Here is a 14,266-nt window from a genome sequence, read left to right as displayed (position 1 = left end):
CGTTAGGGCAAGCGCGTGAGCGAACGCCCACCGGCCGGCCGGCGCGCGGGCCGCTTCCTCGGGGAGCGGCTCTCGCGCCTCCGGCTGCCCGAGCGGCGCGAGACGCCGTCGCCCAAGGTGCGCACCGCTGTCGTCACCGACAGCGCCGCCGCCCTCCCGGCCGAGTGGGCCAAGCCGGCTGGCGACGGCGCGTGGTTCGAGGTCGTTCCGCTTTCGGTCATGGCAGGCGACGAGATCTTCTCCGACGGCCCCGAGGCAGAGGCGGCGCTCGCGATCGCCCTCGCCGAAGGGCGGCCGGTCAGGACGTCGCGGCCGGCTCCCGGCGTCTTCGAGCGTGTCTACCGCAGGCTCGGCGCCGCGGGCTACGAGTCCGTCGTGTCGATCCACCTCTCGGGGGCGCTCTCCGGCACGGTCGACGCTGCCCGCCTTGCCGCAGAGCGCGTCGATCTGCCGGTGCACGTCATCGACACCCGCATGGCAGGGCTTGCCGAGGGATTTGCGGTGCGGGCCGCGTCGGAGGCCGCGGCGGCGGGCGCGGGTCCCGAGGCTGTCGCGGAGGCGGCCCGCGCTGCCCTTGAGGGTGCCCAGGTCCGCTTCTTCCTCCCGAGCCTCGAACAGCTTCGGCGGGGCGGGCGCATCGGCGCGGCGGCATCATGGGTCGGCACCGTCCTCGCGATCAAGCCGCTCCTCGCGATCCGCGACGGCCAGATCATCCCGATTGAAAGGATCCGCACGAGCGCCCGCGCGCTCCCGAGGCTCCGCGAGCTCTCGCTCGACGATGCCCGCCGCCGGGCCTCGCCGCGGCTCGCCGTCCACTATTTCGGCAATCGGCCCGAGGCTGAGAGCCTCGCGCGCGAGCTGGCCGAGACGCTCGCAGACGGAGCCGAAGTTGTCGTCTCCCCGCTTCCCGCGGTCCTCGCGGCCCACACAGGGCTCGGCGTGCTGGCCATCGTCGTGAGCGGCCGCGAAGCTCCCTCCACCGGGCTGCCTCGCAGCCCCTGAGGTCCCTGAGCGCGGGCGCAGAGCGGGCCCATTGGCCCTCAACACCTCTGCCCTCGCGCGTCGGCGCACATCGGCACTCCCGGCCGTCCGTGCCTCGGTGCAGCCGTGCGAGCGTTGGATCATGGGACCAGGACGACGCTCGGAGCGCATTTCGCCGCGCCACCGCTGGGACCAATTCGCCGCCCCGGACGAGCCATCCGCGGCGGCCCTCCTCGAGCTTGCGAGGGCCGACGCGCCCGCGGGGGCGAACGCGCCGACGGGCGAGGACGGGCCTGCTGGGGAAGACGAGGCGGAGGGCCACGAATCGGGGGCGGACGACGGCGACGCCCAACCCGTGCAGGGCGCCCCCAGTACGCGCCGCTGGGCGCCGTCATGGGCGGTGGCCGTCGTGGTGGTCGCGGCGTTGGGAGTGTGTGCCGGCCTGTGGTGGTGGTCCACGCTTGCGGATTCCCGTACGGCCCGTCCCGTCGACAGCCCCGACGCGCTGCGGTCCACGACGACGCGCCCGCCTGCCGAGCCCGGCGCGAGCGCTTCGTCCAATGCGACTGCTTCGTCCGGCGCATCCGCGCCCACGGACGACGGCGCAGGCCAGATCGTGGTCCACGTCGCCGGCGCCGTGGGCCGGCCGGGAATCGTGAGGCTGCCGCGCGGAAGTCGGGTGCACGAAGCCATCGCCGCGGCCGGAGGACCGGCCGAGGGCGCCGACCAGAATCGGCTCAATCTTGCAGCGGCCATCGAGGACGGTTCGCGGATCGTCGTGCCGCGCGCCGGCGAGCCCTCCGAGCCTGAGGATGCTGGGGGTTCCGGTCCGGCCCGCGGCACGCCGTCGGCCGCCGCCGGCACGTCGAAAGGGGGAACGGTCAACCTCAACAGCGCGACGGTCGAGGACCTCACGACCCTTCCGCGCGTCGGGCCCGTCCTGGCCCAGCGCATCGTCCAGTATCGGACTCAGCATGGCCGCTTCTCCTCGGTCGATGGCCTCGACGCTGTCCCGGGAATCGGGCCCGCGATGCTCGAATCGCTTCGTCCCCATCTGTCCGTCTGACTGTCCGTCTGACGTGAGAGGAACCGACATGGCCGATCGCAGCAGCCCGCAAGGCCGGGCCGGGAGCTCACCCACGGCCCTCCCGGGGGATGTGCGACACGGGGCGTGGACAGGATTCGTGCGTTCCGCCGTCGTCGGGGTCCGCGGTCGTCCCGCTCCGGTGGTCTCCCGCCCGCGTACGGCGTTCGCCGATGCCCGCGAAGCGCTTTCAGACGTGATACGCGGCGGCCCTGAGCAGCCGGTCTCCCCGCGCCGCCCATGGCGCGATCTGCGGCTCGTACCGCTTGCGGTCGCCCTCTGGGCGGGATCGGCGTGGGCGGTCGTGGGGCCCGTGCAGGGACTGTCCCGAGTCGACACCGCCCTGTGGGCCTGGGGACTCGTCCTCGCCGCCTTGGGCGGCGCGGGCGTCTTCGCGCTCCGAAAGCCCGCCATGGCCCGTCGTGCGGCAGGCCACGGGGCCGGCCGGATAGGCCGCAAGCCCGCCGTCGGCGCACTCGCCGCCGCCGTCGTCCTCAGCGCAGCGTGGGGCGCCGGCTTTGCCGCGGGCTCGGCCCGGCTCGAGCGCGACACCGCAGGACCTGTCGGGGAGCTGCTCGCCGAGGGCGGGCCGACGCTCGCGCTTGTCGAGCTCCTCGGCGAGCCGCGACGCCACGATGCTGTCGAGTCGTTCGGCTCGAGTCCGCGCTTCATCGCCGATGCGCGACTCATGGAGGCAACCCGTGACGGCCTGAGATTCGACGCCTCCGCCCGCGTCAGGATCGCCGGGGGAGCGGCACTCGCGCGGCTCACGGCGGGGGACCGGGTCCGCGTGGCCGCTCGGGCGGCAGGGGGAACGCGCGACGGGACGGGGTTCCTCGTTCTCTCCGGGACGCCTGAGGTGCTCAGCGCAGCTCAGGGCGTCACGGGCCTGTCCGTCGCCGCGCGTGAGTCGCTCAGGACCCATGCAGCGTGGCTCACGGGCGACTCGGCCGGGCTCGTTCCCGCCCTCGCGGCCGGCGACCGCAGCGCGCTCGATTCGGGTCTCGAGGCCGACCTGCGCTCGTCAGGGCTTGGCCATCTCACCGCCGTGAGCGGGGCCAACTTCGCGATCATCCTCGGATGCGTCCTGCTCGTGCTGCGCTTCGCGCGCTGGCCGCGCTGGGCTGTCCTCGTCGGGTGCGCACTGGCCCTCGGCGCGTTCGTGGCCGTCGTCGGCCCCGAGCCGAGCGTCCTGAGGGCCGCAGCCATGGGGGCCGTGGGCCTCGTGGCCCTCGCGACCGGACGGGCGGGTGCGAGCTGCTCGGCCCTGTGCGCCGCCATTGTGGCCGTTCTGCTCATCGACCCGTCCCTCGCACTCAGCTACGGCTTCACGCTCTCGGTGCTCGCGACACTGGGCATCGCGTGGCTTGGACCCCGTCTTGTGGCCGCTCTAGCACGCTTTCTCCCCATGTGGCTCGCGGGTGCCGTTGCGGTGCCGCTTTCAGCGCAGCTGCTCTGCGGGCCTGTCCTCGTGCTCGTGGATCCCACGTTCCACACGTGGTCGATCGCCGCCAATATCGTCGTTGCACCGCTTGTGCCAGTGATAACGATCGCGTCGACGGCGGCGCTCGCCGCAGGCCTCCTCTGCCCGCCGCTCGCGATCGCCGCTGTCGCCCTCGCGGGCCCGGCCGCGGGCCTCCTCGCGGCAGCCGCACACGCCTTCGCGCGCCTCGGCGGAGCGACATTCAACTGGCCTGAGGGGCCCGGCGGCGCAGCCATGATGGCAGCCTTCTCGCTCCTCAACGCGGGCGTCATCCTTGGAGCGGCGGACCCGCGCTTCAGGGCGTCGGTGCTGCGCGCCCTCGCGTGGCTCGCGCAGCGCAGGGGCGGGCTTGGCGGAGCGCGGCACGCGTGGCAAGGTGGACGGGTGATGCACAGAGCGCGCGAGGGTCGGCCGTGACGACGGCGGGGGGCCGGCAGGGGTCGAAGGGCTCGCGATCCGCTGCACAGGCACCGTCAGGCGTCGACTTCCGGAATGCGGCCCCGGCTCCCGTCGTCCTCGTCTCGGGGCCGGAGGACTATCTCGCGGCACGCGCCATGGACTCGATCCGGCGCCACGCACGGTCAGCCGACCCCGGCCTCGAGGTGACGAGGTTCGACGCCCAGGGCTACGCAGCGGGCGAGCTGATCATCGCCGCGTCACCGTCGCTTTTCGGGGAGAAGAAGCTCATCGAGGCGAGCGGCCTCGAATCGATGAGCGAGGACTTCCTGAAGGATGCGATCGCGTATGTCGCGGCCCCGGACCCCGACGTCGTTCTGGTCCTCCGGCACGCGGGAGGCGCGCGCGGCAAGAAACTCCTCGATGCCGTCAAAGCCTCTGGGGCGCCGCTCATCGACTGCCAGCCGCTCAAGAAGGACGCCGACAAGGCAGCCTTCGTCGCGGCCGAGTTCAAGGGCTCTGGTCGGCGCATCGAACGCGAGGCGATCGACGCCCTCGTTGCGGCCGTCGGGAGCAGCCTCGCCGAGCTCGGCGCCGCGTGCAGCCAGCTTCAGCTTGACGCGACGTCGACTGTCGACGTCGCAACCGTCGAGAAGTACTTCGGCGGACGTGTCGAGGCCACGGCCTTCAAAGTCGCGGACGCGGCTCTCGCGGGGCGCCGGGCGCAGGCGCTTTCCGCCTTCCGCCACGCGCTTGAGACCGGCGTCGACCCGGTGCCGATCGTTGCCGCGATCGCCTCCAAGCTGCGCACGCTCGCGAAGGTCGCGGGGGAGCACGGCTCTGCCCAGAACATCGCCCGTTCGCTCGGCATGCAGCCGTGGCTCGTCGAGCAGGCGCAGCGGGACATCCGAGGCTGGACGCCCAAGAGCCTTGCGGAGGCGATCCGGGCCGTGGCCGAGGCTGATGCCGAAGTCAAGGGCCTCTCTCGCGACCCGGCGTACGCCGTCGAGCGGGCCCTCGCGGTCGTGAGCGCGTCGGCGAGAGCGCGGTAGCGACAGCGGTCCGGCATCACGTGCCGAGCCAATGGCGACCGCGCCGAAGCGCATACCGCCTTCCCCCGGAAGCGCGAAGGGCCGGCATCCGTGCGGATGCCGACCCTTCGCGGGAGTCTGACGTGTGGGTCAGAGCGCGTTGACCTTCTTGGCGATGCCCGACTTGCGGTTCGCCGCCTGGTTCTTGTGGATGACGCCCTTGCTCACAGCCTTGTCCAGCTTCTTGCTCGCGCGCTCGAGCGCAGCCGTCGCGCGATCCTTGTCCGAAGCCTCGACCGCGGTGTTGACCGCGCGGATGAGGGTCTTCAGCTCGGACTTGACCGCCATGTTGCGCTGACGCGCCTTCTCGTTGGTGAGAATGCGCTTCTTCTGGGACTTGATGTTCGCCACGTGTGTGAACTTTCTTGTTTTCGCTGACAGGGTCTAGAGGGCTTTCGGACCGGCCTCGACTGAGCGGCGTGGGGATGCCTTTGGCGGCCGGCCTTCAGTGCCCGTCGACCTGCACGGACACACAGCAGTCCATCTTAGCACCAACGAAGGGGCCCGCCCCGGATGGCCGTGGCGGCGTGCCGCGGAGTGCGCTCGGCGGCATGCGCCGATCCGTGGGAGACTGGGAAGTCAGCATTCGCCATCCCGGCAGCCACAGCTATCCAGGCCACAGCACAGCCGCACAGTAGAGGACGTACAGGGTGTCTCCAATGGCCCGCACCGCTCCGGTGCCCGCCGCGACCGATCCGTCGATCATCCGCAACTTCTGCATCATCGCGCACATCGACCACGGCAAGTCGACCCTCGCCGACCGCATGCTGCAGTTCACCGGAGTCGTCCAGGCTCGGGACATGAAGGCCCAATACCTCGACCGGATGGACATCGAGCGCGAACGCGGCATCACGATCAAGTCGCAGGCCGTGCGCATGCCGTGGGAGGTCGACGGGACGGCCTATGCCCTGAATATGATCGACACTCCAGGTCACGTCGACTTCACCTACGAGGTTTCGCGCTCGCTCGCGGCGTGCGAGGGCGCGGTCCTGCTCGTCGACGCGGCCCAGGGCATCGAGGCCCAGACGCTGGCCAATCTGTACCTCGCGATGGAGAACGACCTCCAGATCATCCCGGTCCTCAACAAGATCGACCTCCCGGCCGCGCAGCCCGAGAAGTACGCCGAGGAGCTTGCGAACCTCATCGGCGGCGATCCGGAGGAGGTCATGCGGGTCTCCGGCAAGACCGGCGTGGGCGTCGAGGGGCTCCTCGACCGCATCGTACGGGACATCCCGGCGCCGGTCGGCGACGCGAGCGCGCCGGCCCGTGCCATGATCTTCGACTCGGTCTATGACACCTACCGCGGCGTCGTGACCTACGTCCGCGTCGTCGACGGCAATCTGTCGCCGCGCGAGCGGATCCAGATGATGTCCACGAAGGCGAGCCACGAACTCCTCGAGATCGGCGTCATCTCGCCCGAGCCCATCCCGAGCAGGGGCCTCGGCGTCGGTGAGGTCGGCTATCTCATCACGGGCGTGAAGGACGTGCGCCAGTCCAAGGTCGGCGACACGATCACGAATCTGTCCCGGCCCGCGGCGCAGTCCCTCGGCGGCTACCAGGACCCGAAGCCCATGGTGTTCTCGGGCCTGTACCCTCTCGACGGCTCCGACTACCCGGACCTCCGCGACGCCCTCGACAAGCTCAAGCTCAACGACGCCGCGCTCGTGTACGAGCCCGAGACGTCGGCGGCGCTCGGCTTCGGCTTCCGCGTGGGCTTCCTCGGCCTCCTGCACCTCGAGATCGTGCGCGAGCGCCTCGAGCGCGAGTTCAACCTCGACCTCATCTCCACCGCTCCGAACGTCATCTACGAGGTGACGAAGGAGGACAACTCGGTCGTGACCGTGACGAACCCGAGCGAGTTCCCCACGGGCAAGGTCAAGGAAGTCCGGGAGCCGATGGTGTCCGCGACCATCCTGTCCCCGAACGAGTTCGTCGGCGCGATCATGGAGCTCTGCCAGGGCCGTCGCGGCCAGATGAAGGGCATGGACTACCTCTCGGAGGACCGCGTCGAGCTCCGCTACTGGATGCCGCTCGCCGAGATCGTGTTCGACTTCTTCGACCAGCTCAAGTCGAAGACGCGCGGCTACGCCTCGCTCGACTGGAAGGCCGACGGCGAGCAGGTCGCGGATCTCGTCAAGGTAGACATCCTCCTCCAGGGCGAGACCGTCGACGCGTTCAGCGCGATCACGCACCGCGACAAGGCCTACTCGTACGGGGTCATGATGACGTCGAAGCTCCGCGAACTCATCCCGCGCCAGCAGTTCGAGGTGCCCATCCAGGCTGCGATCGGCTCGCGGATCATCGCGCGCGAGAACATCCGCGCGATCCGCAAGGACGTCCTCGCGAAGTGCTACGGCGGTGACATCACGCGCAAGCGCAAGCTCCTCGAGAAGCAGAAAGAGGGCAAGAAGCGCATGAAGATGGTGGGCCGCGTCGAGGTCCCCCAAGAGGCGTTCATCGCGGCGCTCACGACGGACGAGTCGAAGGACAAGGCGAAGAAGTAAGTTGCCCAGCGCGCTTCCTCTAGGAGACCCCGCACCGGCCGACGGCGTCCTGCCGCCCCAGGCGGCCGTCGGCGCCGAAGCACGGGGCTTCTCGCTCTACGCCCACATCCCGTTCTGCACGGTCCGCTGCGGGTACTGCGACTTCAACACGTACACGGCGTCTGAATTGGGCGAGGGTGCGTCCCAGGCTGAGTACGCGCAGACCGCCGTCGCCGAGGTGCGCCTCGCGGCCCGAGCGCTCGACGCCTCTGGCGTGGCGCGCCGTCGTCTGTCCACTGTCTTCTTCGGCGGCGGGACGCCGACGCTGCTCCCGGCGGGGGACCTCGCCGCGATCCTTGCGGCCGCCGTGGGGGAGTGGGGTCTCGAACCCGGCGCGGAGGTCACGACCGAGGCGAATCCGGACTCGGTCACGCCCGAGTCGCTACAGGCTCTCCGCGGGGCCGGCTTCACGCGCGTCTCGTTCGGCATGCAGTCGGCCGTCCCGCATGTCCTCGAGGTTCTCGACCGCACGCATGCCCCGAGCCGCGTGCCCGAGGCCGTCCGGTGGGCCCGCGACGCGGGCCTCGACGTGAGCCTCGACCTCATCTACGGCACGCCGGGCGAGAGCATGGACGATTGGCGCACGTCCCTGGACGCCGCCCTCGACTGCGAGCCTGACCACGTGAGTGCCTATGCGCTCATCGTCGAGGAGGGCACGAAGCTCGCCGCCCAGATCCGTCGCGGCCAGGTCCCGGACGTGGACGACGACGATCACGCCGCGAAGTACGAGCTCGCCGACGAGGTCCTCTCGGGCGCGGGCTTCCATTGGTACGAGGTGAGCAACTGGGCGCGAGGGGCGGCCGACGACGCCCGGCACGAGTGCCGCCATAACGTCGCCTATTGGCGCGGCGGCGACTGGTGGGGGATCGGCCCGGGCGCGCACTCGCACGTGGGCGGGGTCCGCTGGTGGAACGTCAAGCACCCCCGCGCCTACGCGGCGCGCCTCGCCACGGGCGAATCGCCGGCGGCAGGACGCGAGACGCTCGACGCAGGAACGCGCCTCGAAGAGCGCATCATCCTTGAGCTGCGGCTCGCCTCGGGGCTGCCCGTCGAGACGCTCGCCCCGGAGGCCCGACGAGAGGTCGCGGGGCTCATCGCGGACGGGCTCATCGACGGGCCTCAGGCCCTGCGGGGCGTGCTGGCGCTCACGCTCAGGGGAAGGCTGCTCGCCGACGCCGTCGTGCGCCGGCTCATGCCCTGACGGATCCTACTTGATCCAGCGCAGGTTGTAGCGGTACCGGAACGGCTGCCCGCGGTTGACCTCGATGCCCGCGCTCACGGACATGATGGCGAGGGCGAGCCACACGAGGGTCGCGAGCACCGCGAAGAAACTCCCTACGACCGGAATGAGCGCGAGCAGGTTGAGGGCAAGCGCCGCGAGCGTGGGCGGAAGCGTGAAGTTGAGCGCCTCCTTCGACTCCTGCGCCGTGAAAGGCCCCCGATTCCTGAAGGCGAGGTAGACGAGCAGCGACGGGATGCAGCCGAGGATGCCGCCGAAGTGCGCGATCGTGGCCCACTGGCGGTCCTCGCTCGAGGTGAAGGGCTCAGTTCCGCCGACGTTCCCGAGGTGCCCGGAGCGATGCTCGGGCTCATCCTGCCAGTTCTGGGACACAGCACTTCCTTGCACGATTCGAGGACTCGGGGGCTCAATCAAGAATACCCAAGTCCGCTACAAGCCTTCACGCAGTCAGGAAGTCGATGACTTCTTCGACACGTCCAAGGAGCGCCGGCTCGAGATCGGCGTAGGTCCGCACGGCGCCGAGCAGCTTCTGCCAGCCCAGGCCGATGTCCTCGGCGGTCTCATGCGGCCAGCCGAAGGCGCGGAGGATCCCGGTCTTCCAGTCCGTTCCCCGCGGGATGGCGGGCCAGGCCGGGATGCCGAGGGTCTGCGGCCGGATGGCCTGCCACACGTCGACGTACGGATGCCCCACGATGAGGACGTTCTCGGCCGCCCCGGGCACGGCGAGGGCCCGCTCGGCGATGCGGCTCTCCTTCGACCCGTCCACGAGGTGGTCCACGAGGATCCCGAGGCGCCGCTGGGGGCTGGGCGCAAACTCGGCGACGGCGGCGGCGAGATCGTCGACGCCGTGGAGCGGCTCGACGACGATCCCCTCGAGGCGCAGGTCGTCGCCCCAGACCTTCTCGACGAGCTCGGCGTCGTGCTTGCCCTCAACCCAGATGCGGCTCGCACGCGCCACGCGCGCGCGAGACCCGTCCACCGCGATCGAGCCTGACGCCGTTCGCTTCGGGACGGCGTCCGACGCGCGGGGGGCTGGCGGTGTGAGCCGGACGGGCCGGCCCTCGAGCAGGAAGCCGTAGCCGAGCTCGAACGTGCGGGACCTCCCGCGACGGTCCTCGAGCGAGAAAATGTGCATGCCGCCGGACTTCTCGACCCGGGTCACGGCGCCGACCCAGCCGGTCTGGGAGTCCTCAAGTACCATGCCCAGCTCGATGGGAAGGTCCGGGAGGGCGCTCTTCTTCGGGGCGGCGAGCTCTGAAGGCCCCCACTGGTCATAGGACATCACGGCCCGTTCCTCCCTTGCCTGAGCGCGCGTGCAACCGGTCCATGCTATGCGCGCCATGGCTCGCGCCGTCCGCGCGGCGGCCCCGGCGTGTCCCTGTGCGCGGCGGGCGCTCGGCTGGGGGAGCATAATAGATCTAGCACTTGGCCAGAGAGAGTGCTAAGACAATTCCTGCGAGACGGCCTGCACGCGCCGTCGGTGCCGCCGTCAGGAGGTGGAATGAACGAACCCCGCAAGCTCGAGGTGCTCCGCGCGATCGTCGAAGACTACGTGCACTACCGCGAGCCGGTCGGGTCGAAGGCCCTCGTCGAGCGCCATCGGCTGGGAGTCTCAAGCGCCACAATCCGCAACGACATGGCCGCGCTCGAGGACGAAGGCCTCATCGTGGCCCCCCACACGAGCGCCGGGCGCGTCCCCACCGACAAGGGCTATCGCGTGTTCGTCGACCAGCTCACGAACGTTCGGCCGCTCTCGCCGGCGGAACGGCACGCGATCCAGTCGCTCCTCGACGGTGCGGACGATCTCGACGATGTCCTCGAGCGCACGGTGAGGCTCCTGTCCCACCTCACGAACCAAGTCGCCGTCGTCCAATATCCCCAGCTCGGCCGCGCCCGGGTGCGCCACATCGAAGCGGTAGCACTCGCTCCGCGGCAGGTTCTGCTCGTGCTCATCGCGGACAGCGGAACGGTCGAGCAGCGCGTCGTGACGGTCGGCGAGGACCTCGACCACGATCGCCTCGCCCTCTTGCGGCAGAGCTTCCTCGCGGCGACTGCCGGCAAGCCCGTTTCGCAGCTCGGCACGAATCTCGCCATGTCCATGGACTCCCTCCTGCCCGAGGATCGAACGGTCGCGGCCGAGCTCGCGGCGGGCCTCGCAGCCCTCGCCGCGTCGACCCGCGAAGACCGGATGGTCACGGCGGGCACGGCGTATCTTGCGCGGTCGAACAGCGATTTCCTGCAGAGCATCTCGCCGGTGCTCGAGGCGCTCGAAGAGCAGGTCGTCCTGCTCCGCCTCCTGTCCGAAATGGCGAGCGATGCCCGCGGGGTCGCGGTCGCCATCGGCCACGAGACGGCCGCGGACTCCCTCTCGGAGACATCGATCATCGCGACGGGCTACGGCCGCGACGATGCGAAGATCGGCATCGTCGGTCCGACCCGCATGGACTACCCGGCGTCGATGGCGGCCGTGCGCGCCGTCGCCCGGTACCTCTCGAAGATCCTCGCCGGAAGCTAAGAGAAAGAAGACAGTGAGCAGCCACTACGAAACCCTCGGCGTGTCCCCGGACGCGAGCGGCGAGGAGATCAAGAAGGCCTACCGGAAGCTCGCGCGCAGGCTCCACCCCGACGTGAACCCGGGCGAGGAGGCCGCGGACCGCTTCAAGGCGGTCACGCACGCGTACGAGGTCCTCTCCGACCCCGAGAAGCGCCGCATCTACGACACGACGGGAAACGAGAACGGCACCGACAACGGCTTCTCGTACAGCGGCCCCGGATTCGCGTTCCAGGACATCTTCGAGACGTTCTTCGGCGGCGGAGCCGGCCAGGCCGGCCCGGCGTCGCGCGTGCGCCGCGGCCAGGATGCCCTCATCGCGGTCCGCATCGAGCTCAAGGATGCGGTCTTCGGCGTCAACAAGAAGATCGAGGTCGACACGGCGGTGCTCTGCACGCGGTGCGAAGGCTCGTGCTGCGAGCCGGGCACCGAGCCGGTGCGCTGCAGTGTGTGCGGTGGCAGCGGGCACATCCAGCGCGCCGTCCGCTCGATCCTCGGCCAGGTCATGACGACGGCGACGTGCCCCACGTGCAACGGCTTCGGAACCGAGATCCCGAGCCCGTGCAACGAGTGCAACGGCGAGGGCCGCGTCCGGAGCCGCCGCTCGCTCACGGTCAAGATCCCCGCGGGCGTCTCGACGGGCACCCGCATCCAGCTGGCCGGCCAGGGCGAGGCGGGCACCGCGGGCGGCCCCGCGGGCGATCTGTACGTCGAGATCCGGGTGGCCTCCCACGCGACGTTCACGCGCGACGGCGACCAGCTCCACGCGACCCTGAGCGTCCCCATGACGGCGGCTGCCCTCGGCACCGAGCTCGCACTCGAGACCTTCGACGGCGAGCAGTCCATCACGCTCCGCCCGGGCACCCAGTCGGGGGACGTCGTGACGCTTCCGCACCTCGGCGTCGCACGTCTCCGGGGCTCGGGACGCGGCGATCTGCTCGTGCACATCAACGTCGAGGTGCCCACGAAGCTCGACGCCGAGCAGGAGGAGCTGCTCCGGCAGCTCGCGAAGCTGCGCGGCGAGCACGTCGGCGAGGGCAAGCTCGTCGCAACCGGCGGGGGAGTGTTCGCGAAGCTCCGCGACAAGCTGGGGAACCTCTGACGTGTCGAACCCCGTGTTCTTCGTCGCGCCCGGTTCACTCGACGGCCTCGGCGAGGGCGCTACGGCGACCGTGACGGGGCCCGAGGGCCGGCACGCGGCGACGGTCAAGCGACTCGCCCCGGGTGAGCCCGTCGACCTCGTGGACGGGCGGGGGGTGCGCGCCCGTGGACGGGTCTCGCGCGCGGACGGCGACGTCCTCGCCGTCGTGCTCGACGCCGTCGAACGCGAGGAGAAGCCCCCCTACCGGCTCGTGCTCGTGCAGGCCCTCGCGAAGGGCGATCGCGACGAGCTCGCCGCCGAAGCGGCGACCGAGCTCGGCGTCGACGCGGTAGTCCCCTGGCAGGCCGAACGCTCGATCGTGCGCTGGAAGGGCGAGAGGGCCGCGAAGTCCCTAGCGAAGTGGCGGTCCGTCGTCGCGGCGGCCGCCAAGCAGTCCCGGCGCGCGTGGGTGCCCGACGTCGACGAAGCGCACGACGGCGCCGCCCTCACCGCGCGCATCGGGCGGTCCGCACTCGCCGTCGTCCTCCATGAGGACGCGACCGCCCCGCTCGGGCCCGTCCTCGAGACATTCGCGGCCGAGGCGAAGAACGGCGCCGCGCCCGAGGACGGCGAGGTCCTCTTCGTCGTTGGGCCGGAAGGCGGCATCTCGCCCGCGGAGATCGCGCGGTTCATTGATGCGGGAGCACGGCTCGCGCTCCTCGGACCCCACGTGCTCCGCTCGTCGACGGCGGGTCCCGCCGCCCTCGCGATCGCGGCCGACCGCCTCGGCCGCTGGCCCGGCAGGACCTGACGCGCACCGTCACGGGGTGACGGTGAACTCCTTCGAGTCCCACGCGAGGCTTGTCGGGTCGCCCGTGCCGGGGTCGTTGGGGAAGATCCGCAGCACGTACTTGCCGGCCGGCAGATTCACGCTGAAGCGGAACTGCCCCTGCGTCGCGTCGGCCCCGCTCGAGGAGACGTGCCCGCTCACGTAGGGCGACGACTTGTCGCCCTTGACGTCGGCGTGCGAGATCTGCCAGTAGACTTCGGCGCCCGGCGCCGTCGCCCGGCCGAAGACGGCGATCTGGCTGTGCGCCGACTCGGTCCCGGCCTGGGGGTCGATGATCCACATCGAGGCGACCATGGCAGGATCGCGCTGCATGAGCTGGCCGAGCTGAACGCGGTTGAACGCGAGCTGGTCCGTCCGGCCGTCGACGAGGAGCATGACCTGGACGGGCTGGCCCGTGTCGATCACGCCCGCGCTGGCCGCCGCGGCGGTCGCCGTGTAGACGAGCTGCTGGACCGCAAGCTGGGCCGTCTGCTCGTCCACCGTGCTGTTGAATGCGTCGGAGGAGACGTCGACCGTGATGACGTTGCGTCCGGAGATGGAAGCGGCCAGCTTCTTGGGGGGCTGCCACGGCGTGAACAGGTTGGCATCGAGGGGCTTGGCCGACATCATGAGGCGCAGCGCCTTCGTGACGGGGTTGTCGGTGCCCGGTGTATCGCGGAACTCGCGGTACAGGAACACGCCGTCTCGAGCCCGCCCGAGCCAGTAGACCGGGGACTTCGTCGATGTCTGGGAGGTCTCGAGCGGAACCGTCGCGGACGGGCCGCTCGTGCTGACCGCGGCCGACGCGCCTGCGGCGACCGTCGGGGCGGGCTGCCCCGTGGCCGTGCATCCGGCGAGGGCGACGACGACGGCCACGGCACAGCCCGCGAGCGCAGCTCGGCTGCGCCGCATCGGGCTCGCGTGTCGCGTCGACATGGCTCTCCCTCCGGGCTGGTCGCTGGGTACCCGAAGGCACCCGAAAGGCAG

13 protein-coding genes are annotated in these 14,266 nt (G+C 70.8%); 9 read left to right on the top strand and 4 right to left on the bottom strand.

What is annotated here, in order from left to right; genetic code table 11:
* Nucleotides 1-15: 15 nt before the first annotated feature.
* The 4 genes from SPF06_RS11445 (at nucleotide 16) to holA (ending at nucleotide 4,996) form a co-directional block, all read left to right on the top strand.
* Nucleotides 16-1,002 carry a DegV family protein gene (locus tag SPF06_RS11445; protein WP_323279192.1) on the top strand — a complete coding sequence of 329 codons (987 nt, stop codon included), beginning with the start codon at nucleotides 16-18 and terminating at the stop codon, nucleotides 1,000-1,002.
* 121 nt (nucleotides 1,003-1,123) lie between these two features.
* Nucleotides 1,124-2,047, top strand: coding sequence for a ComEA family DNA-binding protein (locus tag SPF06_RS11440; RefSeq protein WP_323279191.1), 924 nt, complete (start codon nucleotides 1,124-1,126; stop codon nucleotides 2,045-2,047).
* Nucleotides 2,048-2,075: 28 nt separating this feature from the next.
* A complete protein-coding gene (locus SPF06_RS11435; protein WP_323279190.1) occupies nucleotides 2,076-3,965 on the top strand; it encodes a ComEC/Rec2 family competence protein in 1,890 nt (629 codons plus the stop codon).
* On the top strand, nucleotides 3,962-4,996 hold the full coding sequence (holA, locus tag SPF06_RS11430; RefSeq protein ID WP_323279189.1) for a DNA polymerase III subunit delta: 1,035 nt from the start codon (nucleotides 3,962-3,964) through the stop codon (nucleotides 4,994-4,996). Before SPF06_RS11435 ends, holA begins: the two co-directional genes overlap by 4 nt.
* 129 nt (nucleotides 4,997-5,125) lie before the next feature.
* Here holA and rpsT read toward each other — a convergent pair whose 3' ends face one another.
* Nucleotides 5,126-5,386 carry a 30S ribosomal protein S20 gene (gene rpsT / locus SPF06_RS11425; RefSeq protein ID WP_323279188.1) on the bottom strand — a complete coding sequence of 87 codons (261 nt, stop codon included), beginning with the start codon at nucleotides 5,384-5,386 and terminating at the stop codon, nucleotides 5,126-5,128.
* Between the two features lie 299 nt (nucleotides 5,387-5,685).
* On the opposite strand from rpsT, the gene lepA reads away from it, so the two are divergent.
* Complete coding sequence (gene lepA, locus SPF06_RS11420) at nucleotides 5,686-7,539, top strand: translation elongation factor 4 (protein WP_323279187.1); 1,854 nt, start codon at nucleotides 5,686-5,688, stop codon at nucleotides 7,537-7,539.
* 1 nt (nucleotide 7,540) lies between these two features.
* Nucleotides 7,541-8,779, top strand: coding sequence for a radical SAM family heme chaperone HemW (gene hemW, locus SPF06_RS11415; protein ID WP_323279186.1), 1,239 nt, complete (start codon nucleotides 7,541-7,543; stop codon nucleotides 8,777-8,779).
* Nucleotides 8,780-8,785: 6 nt separating this feature from the next.
* Here the strand turns inward: hemW and SPF06_RS11410 are convergent, their stop codons facing one another.
* Both SPF06_RS11410 and SPF06_RS11405 read right to left on the bottom strand, forming a co-directional pair.
* Nucleotides 8,786-9,190: a DUF4870 domain-containing protein gene (locus SPF06_RS11410; protein WP_323279185.1), complete on the bottom strand. Its 405-nt coding sequence runs from the start codon at nucleotides 9,188-9,190 to the stop codon at nucleotides 8,786-8,788.
* Nucleotides 9,191-9,257: 67 nt separating this feature from the next.
* The gene (locus SPF06_RS11405) at nucleotides 9,258-10,100 is read right to left on the bottom strand and encodes a DUF3097 domain-containing protein (RefSeq protein WP_323279322.1); all 843 of its coding nucleotides are present in this window, start codon (nucleotides 10,098-10,100) and stop codon (nucleotides 9,258-9,260) included.
* A gap of 219 nt (nucleotides 10,101-10,319) precedes the next feature.
* Between SPF06_RS11405 and hrcA the strand changes: the two genes are divergently transcribed.
* Genes hrcA through SPF06_RS11390 form a run of 3 tightly spaced genes read left to right on the top strand, consistent with a single transcriptional unit; the run spans nucleotide 10,320 to nucleotide 13,261 of the window.
* Nucleotides 10,320-11,333: a heat-inducible transcriptional repressor HrcA gene (gene hrcA / locus SPF06_RS11400; protein WP_323279184.1), complete on the top strand. Its 1,014-nt coding sequence runs from the start codon at nucleotides 10,320-10,322 to the stop codon at nucleotides 11,331-11,333.
* 13 nt (nucleotides 11,334-11,346) lie between these two features.
* Nucleotides 11,347-12,471 carry a molecular chaperone DnaJ gene (gene dnaJ / locus SPF06_RS11395; protein WP_323279183.1) on the top strand — a complete coding sequence of 375 codons (1,125 nt, stop codon included), beginning with the start codon at nucleotides 11,347-11,349 and terminating at the stop codon, nucleotides 12,469-12,471.
* Between the two features lies 1 nt (nucleotide 12,472).
* Nucleotides 12,473-13,261: a 16S rRNA (uracil(1498)-N(3))-methyltransferase gene (locus tag SPF06_RS11390; protein WP_323279182.1), complete on the top strand. Its 789-nt coding sequence runs from the start codon at nucleotides 12,473-12,475 to the stop codon at nucleotides 13,259-13,261.
* Nucleotides 13,262-13,270: 9 nt separating this feature from the next.
* On the opposite strand, the gene SPF06_RS11385 is transcribed toward SPF06_RS11390, so the two are convergent.
* Nucleotides 13,271-14,215 (bottom strand): GerMN domain-containing protein, encoded by a 945-nt coding sequence (locus tag SPF06_RS11385; RefSeq protein ID WP_323279181.1) that lies wholly within the window; start codon nucleotides 14,213-14,215, stop codon nucleotides 13,271-13,273.
* Nucleotides 14,216-14,266 lie beyond the last annotated feature (51 nt).

This window comes from Sinomonas terricola, from assembly GCF_034931225.1.
Lineage (GTDB): Bacteria > Actinomycetota > Actinomycetes > Actinomycetales > Micrococcaceae > Sinomonas > Sinomonas terricola.
Note: the sequence above shows the minus strand (reverse complement) of the source record. Positions and strands in the feature narration are given on the sequence as shown.

Excerpts from the sequence above, each read along its gene's own strand:
- SPF06_RS11440 (WP_323279191.1), top strand. The coding sequence starts at position 1,124 with ATGGGACCAGGACGACGCTCGGAGCGCATTTCGCCGCGCCACCGCTGG.
- hrcA (WP_323279184.1), top strand. The coding sequence starts at position 10,320 with ATGAACGAACCCCGCAAGCTCGAGGTGCTCCGCGCGATCGTCGAAGAC.
- SPF06_RS11385 (WP_323279181.1), bottom strand. The coding sequence starts at position 14,215 with ATGTCGACGCGACACGCGAGCCCGATGCGGCGCAGCCGAGCTGCGCTC.
- SPF06_RS11405 (WP_323279322.1), bottom strand. The coding sequence starts at position 10,100 with ATGTCCTATGACCAGTGGGGGCCTTCAGAGCTCGCCGCCCCGAAGAAG.
- SPF06_RS11435 (WP_323279190.1), top strand. The coding sequence starts at position 2,076 with ATGGCCGATCGCAGCAGCCCGCAAGGCCGGGCCGGGAGCTCACCCACG.